The organism is Rhodococcus sp. G6(2025) (assembly GCF_058628105.1).
This window is the reverse complement of record NZ_CP179750.1, coordinates 1,626,586-1,645,838: the sequence shown is the minus strand read 5'-3', so window position 1 is coordinate 1,645,838 and position 19,253 is coordinate 1,626,586. Positions and strand designations below refer to the sequence as shown.

20 protein-coding genes are annotated in these 19,253 nt (G+C 67.1%); 9 read left to right on the top strand and 11 right to left on the bottom strand.

Annotation, left to right across the window (positions count from 1 at the left end; translation table 11 throughout):
- The first annotated feature begins 3 nt into the window (after positions 1–3).
- A complete protein-coding gene (locus ACLIVD_RS07585; RefSeq protein ID WP_491932858.1) occupies positions 4–807 on the top strand; it encodes an alpha/beta fold hydrolase in 804 nt (267 codons plus the stop codon).
- Between the two features lie 3 nt (positions 808–810).
- Here the strand turns inward: ACLIVD_RS07585 and ACLIVD_RS07580 are convergent, their stop codons facing one another.
- The 4 genes from ACLIVD_RS07580 to ACLIVD_RS07565 all read right to left on the bottom strand — a co-directional run bounded on the left by ACLIVD_RS07580 (position 811) and on the right by ACLIVD_RS07565 (position 4,628).
- The gene (locus tag ACLIVD_RS07580) at positions 811–1,188 is read right to left on the bottom strand and encodes a VOC family protein (protein WP_477952214.1); all 378 of its coding nucleotides are present in this window, start codon (positions 1,186–1,188) and stop codon (positions 811–813) included.
- 70 nt (positions 1,189–1,258) lie between these two features.
- Complete coding sequence (locus ACLIVD_RS07575; RefSeq protein WP_477952216.1) at positions 1,259–2,494, bottom strand: acyl-CoA dehydrogenase family protein; 1,236 nt, start codon at positions 2,492–2,494, stop codon at positions 1,259–1,261.
- An 83-nt stretch (positions 2,495–2,577) separates the two neighbouring features.
- Positions 2,578–3,297, bottom strand: coding sequence for an ABC transporter substrate-binding protein (locus ACLIVD_RS07570; protein WP_491932200.1), 720 nt, complete (start codon positions 3,295–3,297; stop codon positions 2,578–2,580).
- 26 nt (positions 3,298–3,323) lie between these two features.
- Positions 3,324–4,628, bottom strand: coding sequence for an alpha/beta hydrolase (locus tag ACLIVD_RS07565; RefSeq protein ID WP_491932199.1), 1,305 nt, complete (start codon positions 4,626–4,628; stop codon positions 3,324–3,326).
- Positions 4,629–4,695: 67 nt separating this feature from the next.
- On the opposite strand from ACLIVD_RS07565, the gene ACLIVD_RS07560 reads away from it, so the two are divergent.
- Positions 4,696–5,283, top strand: a complete 588-nt coding sequence (locus ACLIVD_RS07560; RefSeq protein WP_491932198.1) for a phosphoribosylanthranilate isomerase — start codon at positions 4,696–4,698, stop codon at positions 5,281–5,283.
- A gap of 1 nt (position 5,284) precedes the next feature.
- Here ACLIVD_RS07560 and ACLIVD_RS07555 read toward each other — a convergent pair whose 3' ends face one another.
- The 5 genes from ACLIVD_RS07555 to ACLIVD_RS07535 all read right to left on the bottom strand — a co-directional run bounded on the left by ACLIVD_RS07555 (position 5,285) and on the right by ACLIVD_RS07535 (position 10,240).
- On the bottom strand, positions 5,285–6,181 hold the full coding sequence (locus ACLIVD_RS07555; protein WP_280784572.1) for an alpha/beta fold hydrolase: 897 nt from the start codon (positions 6,179–6,181) through the stop codon (positions 5,285–5,287).
- Between the two features lie 41 nt (positions 6,182–6,222).
- Complete coding sequence (locus tag ACLIVD_RS07550; RefSeq protein ID WP_491932197.1) at positions 6,223–6,852, bottom strand: alpha/beta hydrolase family protein; 630 nt, start codon at positions 6,850–6,852, stop codon at positions 6,223–6,225.
- 26 nt (positions 6,853–6,878) lie between these two features.
- The gene (locus ACLIVD_RS07545) at positions 6,879–7,814 is read right to left on the bottom strand and encodes an alpha/beta hydrolase (RefSeq protein ID WP_280784574.1); all 936 of its coding nucleotides are present in this window, start codon (positions 7,812–7,814) and stop codon (positions 6,879–6,881) included.
- Positions 7,815–7,862: 48 nt separating this feature from the next.
- Positions 7,863–9,209 (bottom strand): MFS transporter, encoded by a 1,347-nt coding sequence (locus ACLIVD_RS07540; protein ID WP_283330845.1) that lies wholly within the window; start codon positions 9,207–9,209, stop codon positions 7,863–7,865.
- Between the two features lie 125 nt (positions 9,210–9,334).
- A complete protein-coding gene (locus ACLIVD_RS07535) occupies positions 9,335–10,240 on the bottom strand; it encodes a LysR family transcriptional regulator (protein WP_283330844.1) in 906 nt (301 codons plus the stop codon).
- Positions 10,241–10,352: 112 nt separating this feature from the next.
- On the opposite strand from ACLIVD_RS07535, the gene ACLIVD_RS07530 reads away from it, so the two are divergent.
- The 7 genes from ACLIVD_RS07530 to ACLIVD_RS07500 all read left to right on the top strand — a co-directional run bounded on the left by ACLIVD_RS07530 (position 10,353) and on the right by ACLIVD_RS07500 (position 16,126).
- Complete coding sequence (locus ACLIVD_RS07530) at positions 10,353–10,889, top strand: hypothetical protein (RefSeq protein ID WP_280784578.1); 537 nt, start codon at positions 10,353–10,355, stop codon at positions 10,887–10,889.
- Positions 10,890–10,946: 57 nt separating this feature from the next.
- Complete coding sequence (locus ACLIVD_RS07525) at positions 10,947–11,153, top strand: hypothetical protein (protein WP_005571421.1); 207 nt, start codon at positions 10,947–10,949, stop codon at positions 11,151–11,153.
- A gap of 31 nt (positions 11,154–11,184) precedes the next feature.
- Positions 11,185–11,340, top strand: coding sequence for a DUF6131 family protein (locus ACLIVD_RS07520; RefSeq protein WP_005263616.1), 156 nt, complete (start codon positions 11,185–11,187; stop codon positions 11,338–11,340).
- 116 nt (positions 11,341–11,456) lie between these two features.
- Positions 11,457–12,623 (top strand): dihydro-p-hydroxycinnamoy-CoA dehydrogenase, encoded by a 1,167-nt coding sequence (gene couH, locus ACLIVD_RS07515; protein WP_283330843.1) that lies wholly within the window; start codon positions 11,457–11,459, stop codon positions 12,621–12,623.
- Positions 12,624–12,751: 128 nt separating this feature from the next.
- Positions 12,752–14,080, top strand: coding sequence for a p-hydroxycinnamate MFS transporter (gene couT, locus ACLIVD_RS07510; protein WP_105421153.1), 1,329 nt, complete (start codon positions 12,752–12,754; stop codon positions 14,078–14,080).
- 54 nt (positions 14,081–14,134) lie between these two features.
- Positions 14,135–15,670 (top strand): p-hydroxycinnamoyl-CoA synthetase, encoded by a 1,536-nt coding sequence (gene couL / locus ACLIVD_RS07505; protein ID WP_491932196.1) that lies wholly within the window; start codon positions 14,135–14,137, stop codon positions 15,668–15,670.
- 45 nt (positions 15,671–15,715) lie between these two features.
- Positions 15,716–16,126, top strand: coding sequence for a DJ-1/PfpI family protein (locus ACLIVD_RS07500; protein ID WP_283351587.1), 411 nt, complete (start codon positions 15,716–15,718; stop codon positions 16,124–16,126).
- 32 nt (positions 16,127–16,158) lie between these two features.
- Here ACLIVD_RS07500 and ACLIVD_RS07495 read toward each other — a convergent pair whose 3' ends face one another.
- Both ACLIVD_RS07495 and ACLIVD_RS07490 read right to left on the bottom strand, forming a co-directional pair.
- The gene (locus ACLIVD_RS07495; protein ID WP_491932195.1) at positions 16,159–17,928 is read right to left on the bottom strand and encodes a CocE/NonD family hydrolase; all 1,770 of its coding nucleotides are present in this window, start codon (positions 17,926–17,928) and stop codon (positions 16,159–16,161) included.
- On the bottom strand, positions 17,925–19,250 hold the full coding sequence (locus tag ACLIVD_RS07490) for an MFS transporter (RefSeq protein WP_283351585.1): 1,326 nt from the start codon (positions 19,248–19,250) through the stop codon (positions 17,925–17,927). Before ACLIVD_RS07490 ends, ACLIVD_RS07495 begins: the two co-directional genes overlap by 4 nt.
- Between the last annotated feature and the right edge of the window lie 3 nt (positions 19,251–19,253).

Here is a 19,253-nt window from a genome sequence, read left to right as displayed (position 1 = left end):
GTGATGCAGACTGGGCGGGTGCAGCACGCTACCAATCCCGTCGACGGTGTCCGGATCGCGTACAAGACCGTCGGCGACGGTGAGCCGCTCGTTCTCCTTCACGGCACGGCGCTCTCCCACGCGATCTGGCGTGGATTCGGTTACGTCGCCGCGCTGCGTGACCGGTACCGGCTGATCCTGGTCGATCTGCGGGGCCACGGGCGCAGCGACAAGCCGCACGACGAGAGCGCGTACGCCATGGAGCTGGTCAGCGGCGACGTTCTGGCGGTCCTCGACCACCTGGATCTTCCGAGCGCGCACGTGCTGGGGTATTCGCTCGGCGGCCGGGTCGCGCTGGCCTTGGCGGTCGGGGCGCCCGAACGGCTGGAGAGCCTGATCGTCGGCGGTGGCAGCAGCCGACCGCAGGCCGGCGCGTTCGACCGCCTGTTTTTCCCGGGCTGCATCGACGTCCTCGAGCGGGACGGCATGGATGCGTTCCTGGGGCAGTGGAATGCCCTGCGCGCGTGGCCGATCGACGCCGGCACCCGGGCGGCGTTCACGGCGAACGACGCGAAGGCGCTCGCCGCGTACATGCGGCGTTCCGGTGTGGAGCCGGGCGTGGACGACGACGTCCTGCGCGGGATCGCCGTCCCCACCCTGTTGTTCGTCGGTTCGAACGACGCCGAGAGGATCGGCGACACCCAGCGGGTGGCGGCACTGATTCCCGGTGCGTCGCTGACGATCCTGCCCGGTTTCGACCACTCGACGGCGGTGGCCGCGAGCACCGAGGTGCTCGCGGCCGTCGAGCCGTTCCTCGCTTCGGTGTGACCGCTACATCCATTCGACCAGTTGGATGATCACCCCGTTGGGGTCGCTCATCTGGAAGTAGCGTTCGCCCCAGGGCTCGGTTTCGATGGGCGTCACGATCGGGACACCCTCCGCCTGCAGTCGCTCGTATTCGGCGTCGATACCGTCGACGACGAGCGCGATCAGCAACCCCTGGCCGGCGTCACCGGCGATCCGCGCGGGCTTGAAGGTTTCCAGTCCGGTCTCCAGGAAGACCAGATTGAAGCCCACGTCCGCACGCTTCAGTGACACGAAGCCCTCGGCTGCCATCTCCTCGACGAAGCCCAGGTGGGACTTGGCGAACTCGGCCGACGCACTGGGGTCTGCGACGTTCAGCGACAGTGCGCTCGCGGTGACCTTCACGGTGGTGTCCTTTCGTTGACGACACCCCACTAACGTACGCCGTACGACATTTGTTCCCGAGGGCCACACCTCACATCGCCAGCAGACCCTTCGCGATGTGCGTCACCTGGATCTCGTTGCTGCCTGCGTAGATCATCAGCGACTTCGCATCGCGCGCGAGTTGCTCCACCCGGTACTCGGCCATGTACCCGTTGCCGCCGAACAACTGCACCGCCTCCATCGCCACCTCTGTGGCCGCCCGCGAGGAGTAGAGCTTCATCGCCGACGCCTCCGCGAGGCTCACCTGATCCCCCGCCGCGGTGCGCTCGATGGCGTTGAAGACCATGTTCTGCACGTTGATGCGGGCAATTTCCATCTCCGCGAGCTTGAGCTGGATGAGCTGGAACTGGGCGATCTCCTTACCCCACAGCTTGCGGGACTTGGCGTAGTCGACGCACAGCCGGTGACACTCGTTGATGATGCCCAGTGACAGCGACGCGATGCCGATCCGTTCGGCCGCGAAGCTCTCCTTCGCGCTGGACTTGCCGTCGGACTTGCCGCCGCCCTCCGTCTCGCCGAGCAGACGGTCGCGGGTGAGGCGCACGTTGTCGAAGAACAGTTCTCCGGTGGGTGAGGAGTTCATGCCCATCTTCTTGAACGGCGCACCCTGGGTGAGCCCCTCCATGCCCGCGTCGAGGACGAAGGCGAGAACCTTCCGGTCGCGGCGGTCGACGGACGAGTCTCCCTCGTCGAGCTTCGCGTAGACGATGATGACGTCGGCGTACGGGCCGTTGGTGATGAACGTCTTCTGCCCGTTGAGGATGTAGTCGTCGCCGTCGCGGCGCACGTACGACTTCATGCCGCCGAACGCGTCCGAGCCGGAGTCGGGCTCGGTAATGGCCCAGGCTCCGACCTTCTCGAACGTGACCAGTCCGGGTAGCCAGCGCTCCTTCTGCGCCAGCGTCCCGCGACTGCGGATGGTGCCCGCCGCCAGCCCGAGGCTCACCCCGAGCGAGGCGACGAGCCCGAGGCTGACGCCGGCCAACTCGGCGTTCATGATGACGCCCATGCTGCCCGCACCGCCGAGGCCGCCGGACTTCTCTTCCTTCGCGCCGGACACGGCCCCACTGCGTTCGCGGTCCAACGACTTCGTCAGCGCGTCACGGGCCATCTCGTCCAGACCGAAGGTGGCGAAGAGTTTGCGGATGATGTCGAACGGAGGCAGCTCACCGGTCTCCAACTTGTCGACGTGCGGTCGAATCTCCTTGTCGATGAAACCGCGGATCGCGTCGCGGAACATCAGGTCGGTATCTGACCACTCATACATGCCGGGCACTCCAGTCACTGAGAGAAAGGGTTGCCGCAAATATAGAACACGTTCCTATTCTTGGACAGGTGTGCCGGTCAGCACTAGCGGCCGTCCGTTTCACCGACCCCGAGCCACGTCGACCTCAGCCGGTCGAGGGTGCCGTCCGCGGCCAGGGTGCGCTGCGCCGACTCGATGCGTTCGCGCAGCGCGTGATCGCCCGTGCGGACGGCGACGGCGATCTCCTCGCGGGAGATTCCCCGTTCGACCACCTCCACGTGCGGGCGATCCCGGACGAGCCAGGTGAGGACAGGCGCGAGTTTCATGACGGCGTCGCACCCGCCCGAGGACAGGTCGTCGAGGGCCTGCCCGATCCGGTCGTAGGCGTACACCCTGATCGCGCCCGCGCGACCCTCCGCAACCAGTCTCTCCACGATCGGCTGACTCGTGTTGCCGTGCTGGACACCGACGGTCAGACCGCCCAGGTCGTCCACCCCGCGCACTCCCGGATGCCGCGACGTGTCGACGGCGAGGGACTGACCCGACACGAGGTACGGAGCGCAGAAATCCGCGCGCGCCCTCCGCTGCGGTGTCACGGTGGTTCCCGAGGCGATGCAGTCGAATTCACCGTCCGCCAGCGCATCGAAGATGCCGTTGAAGTCGATGCCCCGGTACGGGACGAGCGACCATTCGAGGCCGAGCACCTGCGCGACGGCCCGCGTGAACTCGACATCGAAACCCGCAGAAGCCCCGCCGTCCCGGAACTCGAACGGCGGGTCGGGCAACGCCGAACCCACCCGCAGTATGTGCGCCGCCGCCGTCATGCCATCCTCTCCGCCGTGACGAGTTCCTACGAGCCGATCAGCCCCAACCGCTGTGCCAGCCACGGCAGTTCCTTCTCCAGTCCGGCAGACCACACCGCGAAGCTGTGTCCGCCCGGCACTTCCACGTACTGCACGTCCATGCCCGCGTTCTTCGCGGCCTGATAGACCTTCTGGGCCCCCGGTTTGTAGGCGTCGTCGTCGGAGCCGACCACGAAGACCCCTGCCGTATCCGGGTACTTGTTCGACCCCATCAGATCGAGCGGGTTGACCTTCTTGAACGCCGCCTCGTCACCGCCGAACGCCTCGTCGAGGGTGCGCTGGTGGTCGCCGAGGGTGGGTTCTTCCTGACCCGAGATGTCGAGGAACGTCGGGTACACGTCGGGATAGTTGGTGGCCATCTGCAGCGAACAGGTGCCGCCGTAGGAGAGGCCGCCGATGGCCCACGCCTTGGGGTCCGGGTTCACCTGCAGGTTCGACTTCACCCAGGACGGAACGTCCTTCGCCAGATACGTGGCCACGTTGCCCAGCTTCGAATCGACACACAGGGGGTTCGCGATCTGCGAGCCGGTGCCGTCCGCCACCACCACGATCGGGGCCAGTCCCCCGTGTTTCGCGGCGAACTCGTTCATCGTGGTGGCGAGCTTGCCGCCGGCGAACCAGTCCTCCGGCGCACCGGGCTGACCGGCCAGCATCACGAGCACCGGCAGCAGGGGGCGCGGGTTGGCGAAGTAGGCGGGCGGGAGGTAGATCTCGGCGTCGCGGGCGGCGAACCCCGACGCGGTTCCGGGGACGGCCGCCGTCAGGACCCTTCCCTCGCTCGGCATTCCGGGCGGGGCGGTCCACGACGCGTCGAGAGGTGTTCCCGTCACCACGTTCTCGGCGGCGCTGCCGAGGTCGTTCATCTGAACCCGGTCGAACGGCTCCGCCCCGAAGGCCGTGCCCACCGTGGGGTAGGCGTCGAACACCAGGTTGATCTGCGTCGCGGACGCGAGAATCACGGCGAGAACCGCGAGGACCGAGACGACGGCGGCTTTCACCGTCCGGCCGGCGCGAATCCTCGGCACGAGCAGGACGATCGCGAAGAGCCCCAGACCGATCCACACGTAGATGGAGATCTCGATGGGGTCGGGGAACGGCCGGAGAACCTTCTCGACCATCACGTAGAGGACCACGGTGACGACCACCGACACGGCCAGGCAGATCGGAATCGCCTTCCTGCGGTACCAGGGGGCGCGGGCGGCGAGCAGCCACACGCCGCCGAGCGCACCGATCACCGTGAGGATCCAGGGCAGAGGCCCTGAGATCACGCTGAGGTCGCTGAGCCATTCCACGTCACGAAGCCTAGAGCGCGAACCCGCACTGCGTCGGCGACTCGGAGCGACCGGTAAAATTGCCGGGGTGACATTCATCAAGGTGTGCGGTCTGCGAGACGAGGCCTCCGTAGATCTGGCCGTGCGCCTCGGCGTCGACGCCGTGGGTTTCGTGTTCGCCGACAGCGTCCGCCGGATCTCCCCCGAGGACGCCGCGCCGCTGGTCCGCCGGGTCACCGGTCACACCGTCGCGGTGGGTGTGTTCAAGGGGAGTCCCGTGTCGGAGGTGATCGAGGTCGCCGCCGCGGCGGGTCTCGGGACCGTCCAGGTGCACGACCTGAAGTCCGCCGACGACGTCGCCCGGTTGCGGGAGGCGGGGCTCGGCGTGATCCGTGCCGTGGTCGCCGGTTACACGTCGGGCGATTTCGGCGCCGACCGAATCCTCGTCGACGGGGCGACCGCCGGGGCGGGCGTGCCCTGGGACTGGGCGAACCAGAGCCGGCCCGACGGCGAGTGGATCCTCGCCGGCGGACTTCATCCCGGCAACGTGCGGGCCGCCGTCGACGCGACCGGCGCGTGGGGCGTCGACGTGTCGAGCGGCGTCGAATCGTCGCGTGGAGTGAAGGATGCGGCGCTGATCGAGCAGTTCGTCGCCGCCGTCCGGTCCGGCGACTGAGTCAGCCCGGCATCCCGGCCACGGAATCTTCGACGTCCCACGACGCGAGCACCGTCCGGATGCCCACGACGAGCGCGAGCGGCTGGTCGATCATCACGTGATGTCCGGCGTCGGGGATTTCCACGACCACCGCGGTGGGCCCGAATCGACGGCGCATGTCGTCCATCATGGCGTCGGTGACGATGCCGTTCTCGGCGCGGAAGTACGCGATGCGGCAGCGTGGGTCGGATCCGCCGAGGTGGTTGCTGCCGTGGCGCGCGAAGAACGTGGAATCGAACTTCCACGACCAGCCGCCGTCCACCTCCTCCATCGAGTTCTCGGCGACGTGACGCAGGACCGCGGGCACCGCGGTGTCCTGCGGCGGGACGAACCGGAACCGCTCGAGCGCCTCGGCCCTGGACGGATAGACCTTCTTCGGACCGAAGGCACGCTGCTTGCGCGCTTCCTCCTCCTCCGGTGTGCGGGCGAGGACGGGCGAATCGATCAGCTGGACACCGGCCAGATCCTCGCCGAACAGCTGCGCTGCCACGTAGGACACCATGCCGCCCATGCTGTGCCCGACGAACACCGGCGCCCCCGAGATGCCCGCAGGCTTCGCCACCGCCAGGGCTTCCTCCGCCCACTGCTCCAGGCCGTACTCCGCGCGCCGGTCGCTGTCACCGTGCCCGGTCAGGTCGAGTGCGACGACGCGACGGCCCGTGGCCAGCATGGGTGCCACATGGTCCCACCACCGGCTGTGGGCGGCGCCGCCGTGCACGAGCACGATTCCCGGTGAGCCCGACGGCCCCCACGCACGGTAGTGGACCTGCGCCCCGGCGACGTCGACCCGGCCGGTGTCGACCGGCGACGCCAACGCCGTGGTGAACCAGTGGGGCGCGTTCGTCTGCACGTTGCTCATTCACCGAACATACCGACGACGCGCGGCCGTCCTCGCCCGCCCTACAGAAGGTCGAGCATAGCCGTGACCGCGCGTTCGACCACCGGGAACTTGTCCGGGGCCAGATCGTGGCGGGCTCCCTCGAGTTCGACGAGCGTCGTCGGTGCGGGGATCAGTTCGAGTGCCGACCGCATTTCGCCAGTGGTCGCGAACGGGTCCTTCGAACCGTGCACCACCACGGTTGGGGTGCGGAGACCGGGCAGGTGCTCGGTGCGGAGCTTCTCCGGCTTGGCCGGCGGATGCAGCGGGTACGACAGCAACAACAGGGCGTCGACGAGACCCCGTCGCTCCGAAGCGAGCATGGACGCCTGCCGCCCGCCGTACGAGTGCCCGCCTGCCCACACCGGCGCCGACACCAGCTCCCGCATCACGGCCACCGCGGCCGCGACGCCGTCCCGATCCTCCGCCGCCTTCGACGGATGCGGCGGACCCGACGCGCGGCGCTGACGGAACGGCAGATCGAACCGCAGGACGACGACGCCCCGCTCCACGAACCCGTCGGTCATGGCACGCAACAGCTTTGTGTCGCAGTCACTTCCCGCTCCATGCGTCAGAACCAGCCCCGCCACTGCGTCACCCGCGGGGCGGTGGAGATGTCCGCGCACACCGTCACGTTCCAGCAACTCGCTCATGCGGTTCACGGTAGTGGAATGTCGAGCTACTCCGGGGCGAGCAACTCCGCGAGTTCTTCGCACAGCTGGTTCGCGAGGTCGTTGGCGCGTGGCACGACGCCCATGCTCCAGTACCCGTGCAGCATGCCCGGCGAGATCCGGAGTCGCACCGGCACGCCGGCGGCCTCCAGCGCAGCGGCGTACGCGGGGGCGTGATCTCGGAGCGGATCGCATTCGGCCCCGCACACGATGGCGGGTGCCACCCCCGCCAGATCGCCCTCGATCGGCGAGACGCGGGGGTCCGACGACAGTCTGCGGTCGTCGAGGTAGCCGGCCCCCATGTCCTCGTTCGCCGGCATCCTGAGGAAATACCCGTCGGCGAGTTCGTCCATCGACGGGTAACGCTTCGCGAGATGCACCGGCACGTACAGCAGCAGTTGTGCCCGCAGAGGAAGTTCCGCGTCGCGGGCCGCCAAGGCCACCGACGCCGCGAGATTTGCACCCGCGCTGTCTCCGGCGACGGCAACTCGGGACGCGTCGCCGCCCAGCCGATCGATGGTGTCGTGGATCCAGTGGAGCGATGCCAGGCAGTCGTCGTAGCCCGCCGGGAACGGGTGTTCCGGTGCCAGCCGGTAGTCGACGGCCACGACGACGGAGCCGGTTCGGGCGCAGACGCGTCGAGCATGTGACTCGTGGGAGTCGAGGCCGCCCATCACCCAGCCGCCGCCGTGCAGGTACAGGACGGTCGGCAGAGTCGACTCCTCCGTGTCCGGCCGGTAGATCCGGGCGGGGATGCCGCCGGCAGGACCCGGGACGGTGACGTTCTCGACTTCTCGTACCTCGAGCAGTTCGGGTTCGAAGTAGAGGGCACGCATCTCCTCGATGCGCTTGCGGGCGCCTTCGATCGTCGTCTGCGGACCTGCGGCGGCGTCCCAGTCGTTCAGCTTGTCCAGCAGTACTGCCATGTCGGGGTCGAGCGTCATGAGTTCTCCTCGTGATGGGGAACCGCACCGAGGCGGTTCGGGGATCGATTACTTCTTGCCCAGGTCGGTGATCGCGACGCTGCCCGTCTCCGGGGCGGTCACCGCCGAGAGGCCGGCAACCAGCAGGCAGACGGAGCCGAACGCCGCCACCGGTATCCACCCGTGCGTGCCGGTTCCGAGCAGCGCATAGCCGATGCTCGGGGCGAAGCCCGCGAAAGCGAACCCGATCTGCGTCGAGATGGCGATGCCGGAGAACCGCACTCGGGTATCGAACATTTCCGCGAAGAAGGTCGGACCGACACCGCTGACACCGGATGCGGCGGCACCGAACAAGGCCGACACCGCGAAGATCAGGGGAACGGAACCGATGCTCATCGCCTCGAAGTAGAAGAAGAACGCGGCGATGGCGCCGACGATTCCGGCGAGATACACGGGCCGGCGGCCGATCCTGTCTCCCAGCATCGCCCAGAGTGGAATGGCGAACAGCTGCATGATGTTTGCGATGACGCCCGCCCACAGCAGGGTCTGCCGTTCGAGCCCGGCCTCACCGGTACCGTAGGCGAGCGCGAAGACCGTCATGATCGTGCCCGACACGGCGAAGAGCGAGCACGCGATCACCCGGAGCATCTGCAGCCGATAATTCTTGAACAGTTCGACGACGGGGATCTCGACCAGCTCGTTGTCGCGTTCCGCCTCCCGGAACACCGGTGTCTCCTCCATCGTCCGGCGGACGAACAGCGCGACGATCGTCAGGATTCCGCTGACGAGGAACGGGATTCGCCACCCCCACGTCATCAGCATGCCCTCGGGCAGCGCGGCGACGGGGATGAACACCAGGGTCGCGATGAGCTGCCCCGCCTGGGTGCCGCTCATCGTGAAGCTGGTGTAGAACGCCCTCGAACCCTCCGGCGAATGCTCGAGGGTCAGCGAATTGGCGCCACTCTGTTCGCCCGCCGCCGACGCACCCTGCATGAGCCGCAGGACCACCAGCAGGATCGGCGCCGCGACCCCGATGCTCCCGAACCCCGGCAGGCATCCGATGAGGAACGTCGAGACACCCATCAGGACCAGCGTGAAGACGAGCACACGCTTGCGTCCGATGCGGTCGCCGTAGTGGCCGAGCGCCACGGCCCCGATCGGGCGGGCGATGTATCCGACGCCGAATGTCGCCAGTGCCGCCAACGTGCCGGTCGCCGGACTCTCCGACGGAAAGAAGACCGTCGGGAAGATCAGGGCGGCCGCCGATCCGTAGATGAAGAAGTCGTAGTACTCGACGAGGCTGCCGAGGAAACTTGCGAAAGCCGCCTTACGCGGCTGCCGCACGGGCACACTCGCCGGGGTACCGACAGGCTGCTGCGGGTTCGGGCGCGCAGCAGAACCAGCTCGTACGCTCATGGGAGGACCTTTCGGACCGGAGTAGAGGTGATGACGTGCCGCGGATCACACCACCGCTGCGCCGACGACTCTGCCAAACCCCTTCATCACAGTCCAAGATCAACTTGGCATACTTTCGATAAGAACTACTTATCGACACCGTCGATCGTCGGCATGAGCTCCGCCGCGAGGGCGAGGACCGTCTCGAGCAGCGGTGTCAGGGGCCTGTCCGCCCACGCCAGCGCACCGCGGATTCGGTGGCGTCCGCCGTCCGTGGGCACGACGACGGCGTCGACGGCTCCGGTGCGATGGGAACTGACAGGAATGAGCGAGACCCCCACACCCGCCGCCACCAGCGCGGTCAGCGTCGTTCCGTCGGACGTTTCCTGCGCGATCTCCGGCGTGAACCCCGCGTCGTGGCATGCAGCCAGCACGTCCAGACGCAGAGTCGATCCCGACGCCGCGGGGTTGGTGACGAACGGATCGTCGCGCAGTTCGGACAGCGAGATCTCCGAGCGTTTCGCCAATCGGTGGTCGGCGTAGAGCAGCGCCCCCAGAGGCTCGACCGAGATCACTCTCGTCCGGATCTCGGGATGCGACAGGGCCGCCGAGACGAAACCGAGATCGAGCTTGCCGGAATAGATGTCGTCGAGGATCAGCCCGCTCGGTCTCGCCCCGTCGAGAACCAGCTCGAGCTTTGGATATCTCTTGCGCACGGTCCGGGCGAACAGGGGCAGCTTCGACTGTCCGTAGGCACCGCTGAATCCGACCCGCACACGGCCCTCCTCCGCGGGATTGCCCGCCGACGCCGACTGCTCGGCCCAGGCAACGGCTTTCATCGCGGATCGGCAGGGTTCGAGAAATTGCTCGCCCGCGGCGGTCAGCCGAATCGGTCTCGTACCGCGGTCGAACAGCTTCACTCCGAGATGCCTCTCCAGCTGCTGGATCTGCTGGCTGACCGCGGGCTGGGCTATGCGCAACGACTCGGCGGCCCGGCCGTAGTTCGACACCTCGGCTACGGCGAGGAACGCGCGCATCCAGCGGATCTCCATGCCCGCACCCTATGTGGTGTCGAAATACGACGGTTGATTGCGATTGGCTCTCGGTCTGTTTGCCGGGTTTCAGCGCGGGGTACCTTAACAACACAACCGCTGGGAGTAGCCAATGGACACCATGACTGTCATCTGGATCATCGTCGCGATCGTCGTCGTTCTCGCCCTGATCGCGCTGGCCGTTGCGGCATCGCGCAAGCGGAACCAGCGCCACCGTCAACAGGCCGACAGCATCCGCGCAAACGCGCAGGAGCAGACGTCCGTCGTCGAGAAGCGCGAGGCGATCGCGGAGGAAACTGCAGCCAACGCCAGAAGGGCTCAAGCAGAAGCCGAGGCCAAGGCGGCAGAGGCCAAGAGACTGCAGGTCGATGCGCAGACGCACCAGAATACGGCGACCACGTCGCGTGATGACCTGAAGCACGAGTGGCAGCGCGCCGACGAGCTCGATCCCGACGTCAAGAAGACGGACACGGCGACGAACGACGCCAGGGCCACCGACGCTCGAACCACGGGAGCGGGGCCCACGAACACTCGGGCCACCGACGCTCGCACCACGGGCGCAGGGCCTGCCAACGGTCGCCCCAGCGGCACGGACTCCACGAATACCCACGGAGCACACGCGAAGCCGACCGACACGTCGTCGACATAGCGTTCGAGTACGACACGTGCACCGGCCGGGCGCCGGTGCCCACACGGGAGGTCGGAAATGCGTATCGGACGGCTCGTGACGCTCATCGTGATCATCTGGCTGATCATCGGCGCCGTTGCCGTGTGGCAGCGCGGTTACTTCAAGGACACGACGGCCGATTGCGCCAGCGCCGGAACGATCGCGGTGACTGTGATCGCCGGCCCACTCAACTATGCGGGTGTGAACCCGAAGATCGATTGTGAAGTGCCGCAACCGAGTCAGTAGCTCCAGACCGTCAACCGAAAGAGGGAAGACCGTGATCGTTCTCGGGATCATCCTGCTCGTCATCGGCCTCGTCGCGGGGATTTCCATCCTCACGACGATCGGAATCATCCTTCTCGTCATCGGCCTCGTGCTACTACTGCTGGGCACGACGGGCCGCGCGGTCGGCGGGCGGAAGTATTGGTATTGACGCCGGAGCCCTTCTGTTGGACATGATCAATCATTGACATTATCAATGATTGATAGATAGGTTCCTTTCGAGTATGCACGCGTGCGCCGCACGCGTGCCGTCGAAAGGAACCTCGCATGTCTTCGGTTGCACTGGAACGGACCATCTTCGACGCCGATCACGATGCGTTCCGGGAAACGGTGCGCCGGTTCGCCGAACGTGACGTGGCCCCGCATCTTCGCGACTGGGCCGAGGCGGGACAGGTGGACCGGGACCTCTACCGTCAGGCCGGCAAGCTCGGGCTCCTCGGGATCAATGTCGAGGAACGATTCGCCGGCGGCGGAATCGACGACTTCCGTTTCAACGCCATCGCCATCGAGGAGCTCTGCCGCGTCGGGGCCCCCGCCGTGGTGATGGGCCTGGCCGGCATCAACGACCTCGTGACGCCGTACCTCGTCTCGCTGGCGAACGAGGAGCAGAAGCATCGGTTCCTGACCCCCTTGTGCACCGGCGAGAAGATCGGCGCCATCGCCATGACCGAGCCGGGCGCGGGTAGCGACCTGGCCGCGATCTCCACGACCGCCCTCCCCGACGGCGACGATCTGGTCCTCAACGGCACCAAAATCTTCATCAGCAACGGAATGCTCGCCGACTTCGTGATCGTCGTGGCCAAGACGGATCCGGTGGCGGGCAAGAAGGGCGTGAGCCTGCTGGTGGTCGAAGAGGGGATGGCCGGCTTCACCCGCAACGGGCCGCTGCACAAGGTCGGCCTGACCGCACAGGACACCGCCGAGTTGGTGTTCGACGACGTCCGCGTCCCCCGCGAGAACGTCCTGGGCGAGCTGAACGACGGCTTCGGCTACTTGCGCCACAACCTGCCCCAGGAACGCCTCAGCGTGGCCGTCACGTCCATGGCGTCGATGCGACGCACGTTCGACCAGGCCCTGACGTACAGCTGCGACCGCACGGCGTTCGGCCGGCGGGTGGCCGACTTCCAGGCCAACCGCTTCTACCTCGCGGAGCTCGCGACCGAGATCGAGATCGCGCAGTGCTTCACGGACCGCTGCATCCTCGACGCCGCCCACGGCACGCTCGACGAGGTGACCGCGGCCATGGCCAAATGGTGGATCACCGAGCTGCAGCAACGGGTGGTCCAGCGCGCGGTCCAACTCTACGGCGGGTACGGATACATGCGCGAGTACGACGTCGCCCAGGACTATCTCGACTGCCGCGGCGGGTCGATCTACGCCGGGACCACCGAGATCATGAAGGAAATCATCGGGCGCACGCTCACGCGTGCCTGATGGGTGCGGTTACCACAGAAGCGTTGGCGATCTCTTCCATTGACAAGTTCAATGATTAATGTTTAATTGTGATCCGCGCTACACACGCGATCCGCTCTGTTGTCCCACGCTTCGGCCAAGGAGTTTCGATGACGGTCACCGCCACTGCCGGCACCATGTCGGCCACCCAACGCAAGAAGGAAGTTCGCAGGGTGATCCTGTCGAGCTACCTGGGCAGCACCATCGAGTTCTACGACTTCCTGCTCTACGCCACGGCAGCGTCCCTCGTCTTCGGTCCGGTCTTCTTCGCCGATCTGGACCCCCTGGCCGCGAGCATCGCGTCGATGGGAACGTTCGCCGCCGGCTATGTCGCGCGCCCCCTGGGCGGAATCGTCTTCGGTCACTTCGGGGACACCGTCGGCCGCAAGGCCATGCTGCTGATTTCGATGACCGTCATGGGCATCGCCTCGTTCGCGATCGGACTCATTCCCCCACCGGAAATGATCGGCTCCTGGGCCGCGGTGATCCTCGTCCTTCTCCGGGTCTGCCAAGGACTCGCCGTCGGCGGCGAATGGGGTGGCGCAGCGCTGATGTCGCTCGAGCACGCCGAATCCGGCAAGCGCGGTTTCGCCGCGGCGTTCACCAACGCGGGCGCCCCCACCGGCGCACTGCTCGGCACGCTCGCGCTGGCGGCCGTGTCACTTCTCCCCGACGAGCAGTTCCTGACCTGGGGCTGGCGTATCCCGTTCCTGATCTCGGCGTTCATGCTGGCCCTCGGCCTGTTCATCCGGTCCAAGGTGTCGGAGAGCCCGCTGTTCACGGCGGCGCTGAAGGAATCCGCGAAGAAGGAAACCACCCCGCCCATCGTCACCATCCTGAAGCGGCCCCGCGCGGTCGTCGTGGCGTCGATGAGCTGCATCGCGAGCTTCGGAATGCAAACCGCGTTCACCACGTTCGCCATCACGTACGCCGTGTCGAGCGGCGCCGCGCGGTCCGACGCGCTGCTGGCGTTCTCCTTCTGCCAGTTCTGCGCGATCTTCCTGGTCCTCGGATCGGCGCGACTGTCCGACCGGATCGGCCGCCGCCCGGTCATGCTCGCGGGACTCGGCGCGATGATCCTCAGCGTCTACCCCCTCTTCTTGCTGCTCAGCACGGGACAGTTCCTGTTCATCGCGCTCGCCTTCGTCGGCTACACCATCTGCCACTCGGCCACCTACGGTCCGATGGCCGCGTTCATCTCCGAGCAGTTCGGCACCCGGGCGCGCTACACCGGTGCGTCGCTCGGATATCAGCTGGCCACCCTCATCGGTGCGGGATTCACCCCCGTCATCCTGGCGTCGCTGTTCGCGTCGTCCGGTAAATCGATCCTCCCGGTCGGGCTGTTCATCATCGCACTGTGCGTGGTCAGCGCCGTCTTCCTCGTCGCGACGAAGGAGAGCAAGGACAACGACCTGACCGCCGACACCCCGTCGGCGTGACACACCACCCCGCCACAAGCTCGAGAGTAGTTTCGAAGAGAACGAGGAGTCACCATGGACAACGAAGGCATCGGCTCGTGGCTCGAGCGCCGCATCACCATGACGCCGAAGAGCGAGGCGCTCGTCTTCGACGGTCAGGCCGTCACGTACGAGGAGATGGCACTGCGGACACGCCGACTCGCCCACGGCCTGCGCGCCCTCGGCGTCGAGAAGGGTGACTGTGTCGGCTTCTTCGGGTTCAACGACCCGGCGGCGCTCGAGGTGATGTTCGCTGCCGGGCTGCTCGGCGCCACGTATCTCCCGCTCAATGCACGCCTCACCGCGGAGGAAGCACGCTACGTGCTCGGCGATTCACGCTGCACCACAGTGATCTTCGGCGATCAGCAGGCCGACGTCGCGCAGGAGCTGGCGCAGTCGGACACCCCGGTCACCACCTGGATCGGCCTGGGCACCTCGTGGTCCACCCACACGTACGAGGGCTTGCGCGCCGGCCAGCCGGACACCTGCATCGACGAACAGGTGGGCCTCGACGACCTGTCCGTGCTGATGTACTCGTCGGGCACCACCGGCGCACCGAAAGGCGTCATGCTCAGCCACGGCAACATGCTGTGGAACGCACTGAACCAGCTTCTCGCCCAGGACATGACGTCGAAGGAACGCACACTGTCGGTGGCGCCGCTGTTCCACATCGGTGGGATCGGCGGCGCTGTCACGCCGACACTGCTCAACGGCGGCACCGTGGTGCTGCTGCGCAAGTTCGATGCCGGCGTCGTCCTCGACACGATCGAGAAGGAACGCATCACCACGTTCTTCGCCGTCCCCACGATGATCCAGGAACTCTGGCACCACCCCCGGTTCGCGGACGCCGACCTGTCCAGCCTGCGGGCCATCTGCGTCGCCGGGGCTCCGCTGCCCGAAGCATTGATCTCCCCGTGGCAGGACCGGAACGTCGCGATCACGCAGGCGTACGGCCTGACGGAGACCGCGCCGTCGGTGACCATGCTGTCGAGTGCGGACGTGCGCACCAAGATCGGTTCCGCCGGCAAGCGGACGTTCTTCACCGACGTCGACGTCGTACGCCCGGACGGGTCGAGCGCCGAACCGCACGAGATCGGCGAGATCGTCGCCAAGGGCCCGAACGTGATGCTCGGCTACCTGAATCAGCCCGAGGCGACCGCCCGCACCATCGTCGACGGCTGGCTGCACACCGGCGACGCCGGCTACTTCGACGACGAAGGCTTCCTCTTCATCTGCGACCGCTACAAGGACATGTACATCTCGGGCGGCGAGAACGTCTACCCCGCCGAGGTCGAGGCGGCGCTCCTGAAACTGGACGGCATCCGGGAGGCGGCGGTCATCGGCGTCCCCCACGAAAAGTGGGGTGAGACCGGCATGGCCTTCGTCGTCGCCGACGACGGCACGACACTCGACGAGGAGACGGTGCGCGCCCGGCTGCGAGAAAAGCTCGCAGGGTTCAAGATTCCCACGTTCATCCAGATCGCGGAGGCACTCCCCCGCACCGCCACCGGCAAGATCCGCAAACCCGACCTGCGCAAGCTTGCCGCTTCGCAGCCTGTGAGTACTTCTTAACGTCGGGCGGTTAACAAGTACTCACGAGCGTGCTTGCATTATGGAATGAAGCACATCGGGATCGTGTTGTTCGACGGCGTCGAGGAGTTGGACGCCGTCGGGCCGTGGGAGGTGCTGTCCGCGTGGACGCGCATGTACCCGGACGACGGATACGCCGCGTCCTGCCTCTCCGCGTCGGGCGGGAGTGTGCAGTGCGCCAAGGGCCTCGTCCTGGGCGCTCATCATTCCCATGCCGACGCGCCGCCCCTCGACGTGCTGCTCCATCCCGGCGGTCAGGGCACGCGGCCACAACTGCTCGACGACGCCCATCTCGACTGGGTGCGCCGCCAGCGCGCCGTCGTTCCGTTGATGACCAGCGTGTGCACGGGGTCCCTGGTCTACGCGAAAGCCGGCCTGCTGAAAGACAGGCCGGCTACGACGCATTGGGCCGCTTCGCCCCCTGTGAGTACTTGTTAACCACCCGCGGTTAATAAGTACTCACGGGCGCGTCAGCGCACCACGGACAGCGACACGCGGCTGGGGTAGCGCTCCCCTGTGTGCACGATCTGGTGGGCGACCACGAATTCGGATGATTCGTAGGCGGATTCGCCGGTGTTGAGGTTGCGGTCCCAACGGGGATGGTTGCTGGACGTCACGTGGACCCGGATCCGCTCGCCCGGCTGGAAGGTGACGGCCGTGGACCACAGGTCGATCGCGTACTCGTACACCTCCCCGGGCACGAGCAGGCTCGGTTCGGTGGACGTGTACGTCCCGGGGGTTCGGTAGGAGTCGCGGTAGCGGGCCCGCACCATGCCGTCGGTGAGTGTGATCGACGTGCCGTCCGCGGTCACCCGGCACAGTCGCACGACGAAATCGGTGTCGACCGCGCTGGACGACGCGAACAGTGTCGCGGACACCCGGCCGATCACCGTCAACGGCTCGGTGAGTGTCTCACCGGTGAAGACGAGGACGTCGTCGCGGGATTCGACGCGGCTCTGTTCCAGTGCGCCGGGCGCGAACGTTCCCGGCATCATCGTCGCCCCACCGACCGTCGGCACCGGATCCGCCGGGTCGTAGTCGTAGTCGACGCGCCCGTCGCTTTCCTCCGCTTGCGCGACGAGGGTTCCGCCGGGAGCGAGGAAGAGTTCGGCCGTCCGCGTGGGTTCCGGGAAGCGGTCGTACCTCCGCCACCGGTTCTCACCCATCACGAAGATCCGGACGCGGGGCATGGCGGGTTCCTCGTCGCCGAGCACCGACGCGTACCACTGCGCGTGAACCGACGACAGGTCCTGACCCGAGTCGAGCACCGCCTGGTTCGCGGGACTGCCGAACACGACCGAGCCACCGAGCCCGGAGAAGTTGGTGTGACTCCACGGGCCCACGATCAGGTACGGCGCGGGGGCCGCACCGGAATCACTGTGCGCCAGTTGGCCGAAGTACTGGTCGAGGGTGCTGTTCACGAAGATGTCGTACCACCCCCCGATGTGCAGCGAGGGGAGGTCGACGGCCCGGTCGCTCGCGCTGTCCCACAGGTCGCGGGTGGGGTGATCGATCGGGAATCCCAGCGATTCGACGATCGGCGACGCGAAGAACACCGGTGCGTCCACGGCCATGTCGCGGACGGGCAGGATGTCGAGGAACGTGTCCTCGGACATCGCCCGATCGATCCGCGCCCACGACTCCCATTCGCGTTCCGCGCGGGCGGGATCGGTCCGGGACAGTTTCGCGATCTCGGCCGGTCCGGCCGAATAGTGCCCCCACCCGAGCCGGGCACCGAGTTCCACCGCGCCGCCGCGCACGAGCCCACCGGACCGCGCATTGCCGCCAGCGGAGATGCCCGGGGCGATGCCGCGCAGGGCCGGCGGCTTCTCCTGGGCTGCACGCCACTGGGTTTCGGCGAAGTAGGACCGTCCCCACATGCCCACGGCGCCGGTCGAATACGACAGTTCGGCGGCCCACTGCACCGTGTCGTAACCGTCCGGACCTTCGTTCTCCGACGGCACGAACTCGCCGTCCGAGCCGAACCTGCCGCGGACGTCCTGCATGATCACGACGAATGCGGCGGCCGCGACGGTGGTGGGGTTGAGGTATCCCGAGTTCACGGACAGGTCGCGGCCGTACGGGGTGCGGGTGAGCAGAACCGGGAAGCGTCCGGATCCGTTCGGGCGGTACACGGTCGAGCGCAGAACCACCCCGTCCCGCATCGTTGCCTCGACGTCGTTCTCGATCAGTACATCGTGTTTCACAGGTTCGGTCACTTTCGACGGGAGTGCGGTCATTTGCCGAGGTCGGTGGTGCTGGTCCGGTAGGTTTCCCGGACCGTGAGCGTGGTGAGCGCGCTGACCAGGCAGCAGCACGCGGTGAACACGGCCACCGGGATCCAGCCGTTCGGTCCGGGCCGGACGAGAGCCGCGGCGATGGTGGGGGCGAATCCGGTGGCCACCAGCGCCAGCTGCCCGGAGATCGCCATGCCCGAATACCGGATGCGCGTCTCGAACATCTCGGCGTACAGCGCGGGACCGACGGCGTTGACGAGCGAGTAGCCGGCCACCATCACGATGCACGCCGTGATCAGGATCAGCGCCGTCGAACGCTGGCTGACCGCCCAGAAGAATCCGGAGATGGCGACGGCGCAGACGAGGTTGCCGGTGATGAAGATCGGCTTGCGTCCGATCCGATCGGCGAGGATCCCCGCCGCGGGCTGGGCCACGAGCGCGAGTGCGGCGGTGAGCACGGTCGCGCCGACCATGACGGTCCGGGACACGCCGGCCTCGTGGGTGCCCCACGACAGGGCGAAGGCACTGAAGATGGTGGAGACCACCGCGAACAGCCCACACCCCACGACCCGCAGCACACTCGGCCAGTGGTCGCGGAAGATCACCTTCGCCGGCATCTCCTTCGGCTCGTCGGTCGACACGGCCTCCTCGAACACCTCGCTCTCGGGCAGCATCCGGCGGATGACGAGCCCGGCGAGAGCGACGAAGATGCTGAGCAGGAACGGGATACGCCATCCCCAGCTGAGGAAGGCGTCCTCGGGCAGTCCGGAGAACACGAGGACGACCAGCGACGCCAGCAGCATTCCCGCGGCGGCACCGGTGTTCACCCAGCTCGCCGCAAGTGCCCGGCGATGGGCGGGTGCGTGTTCGAGCGCCAGGGACGCGGCTCCCGCCGACTCGCCTGCCGCCGACGCACCCTGGACGGCCCGCAGCAGCACCAGCAGGATCGGCGCCGCGACGCCGATCGCCCCGTACGTCGGCAGGCAGCCGATGAGCGAGGTGGCCACACCCATCATCACGAGCGTCACCACCAGCATCCGCTTACGCCCGAGCGTGTCTCCGAAGTGCCCGAAGACGAGGGCCGCGAGAGGCCGGACGACGTAACCGATCCCGATGGTCGCCATCGACACGATGGTCCCCCAGAACGAACCGAGATCCGGGAAGAACAGGGTGTTGAACGCGAGCGCGGAGAAGGACGCGTAGATGAAGAAGTCGTAGTACTCGAGGGTGCTGCCCACGAAGGAGGCCAGGGCTGCCCGGCGCGCGTGGGGCGACCGGACGCTCGTGTCGGCGCGTACGGCGCGGCCGTCGAATGTGGAAGTCATGTG

Excerpts from the sequence above, each read along its gene's own strand:
- ACLIVD_RS07525 (WP_005571421.1), top strand. The coding sequence starts at position 10,947 with ATGCGTATCGGACGGCTCGTGACGCTCATCGTGATCATCTGGCTGATC.
- couT (WP_105421153.1), top strand. The coding sequence starts at position 12,752 with ATGACGGTCACCGCCACTGCCGGCACCATGTCGGCCACCCAACGCAAG.
- ACLIVD_RS07490 (WP_283351585.1), bottom strand. The coding sequence starts at position 19,250 with ATGACTTCCACATTCGACGGCCGCGCCGTACGCGCCGACACGAGCGTC.
- ACLIVD_RS07575 (WP_477952216.1), bottom strand. The coding sequence starts at position 2,494 with ATGTATGAGTGGTCAGATACCGACCTGATGTTCCGCGACGCGATCCGC.
- ACLIVD_RS07555 (WP_280784572.1), bottom strand. The coding sequence starts at position 6,181 with ATGAGCAACGTGCAGACGAACGCGCCCCACTGGTTCACCACGGCGTTG.
- ACLIVD_RS07535 (WP_283330844.1), bottom strand. The coding sequence starts at position 10,240 with ATGGAGATCCGCTGGATGCGCGCGTTCCTCGCCGTAGCCGAGGTGTCG.
- ACLIVD_RS07495 (WP_491932195.1), bottom strand. The coding sequence starts at position 17,928 with ATGACCGCACTCCCGTCGAAAGTGACCGAACCTGTGAAACACGATGTA.
- couL (WP_491932196.1), top strand. The coding sequence starts at position 14,135 with ATGGACAACGAAGGCATCGGCTCGTGGCTCGAGCGCCGCATCACCATG.
- ACLIVD_RS07500 (WP_283351587.1), top strand. The coding sequence starts at position 15,716 with ATGAAGCACATCGGGATCGTGTTGTTCGACGGCGTCGAGGAGTTGGAC.
- ACLIVD_RS07540 (WP_283330845.1), bottom strand. The coding sequence starts at position 9,209 with ATGAGCGTACGAGCTGGTTCTGCTGCGCGCCCGAACCCGCAGCAGCCT.
- ACLIVD_RS07570 (WP_491932200.1), bottom strand. The coding sequence starts at position 3,297 with ATGACGGCGGCGGCGCACATACTGCGGGTGGGTTCGGCGTTGCCCGAC.
- ACLIVD_RS07530 (WP_280784578.1), top strand. The coding sequence starts at position 10,353 with ATGGACACCATGACTGTCATCTGGATCATCGTCGCGATCGTCGTCGTT.
- ACLIVD_RS07585 (WP_491932858.1), top strand. The coding sequence starts at position 4 with ATGCAGACTGGGCGGGTGCAGCACGCTACCAATCCCGTCGACGGTGTC.
- couH (WP_283330843.1), top strand. The coding sequence starts at position 11,457 with ATGTCTTCGGTTGCACTGGAACGGACCATCTTCGACGCCGATCACGAT.
- ACLIVD_RS07545 (WP_280784574.1), bottom strand. The coding sequence starts at position 7,814 with ATGACGCTCGACCCCGACATGGCAGTACTGCTGGACAAGCTGAACGAC.
- ACLIVD_RS07550 (WP_491932197.1), bottom strand. The coding sequence starts at position 6,852 with ATGAGCGAGTTGCTGGAACGTGACGGTGTGCGCGGACATCTCCACCGC.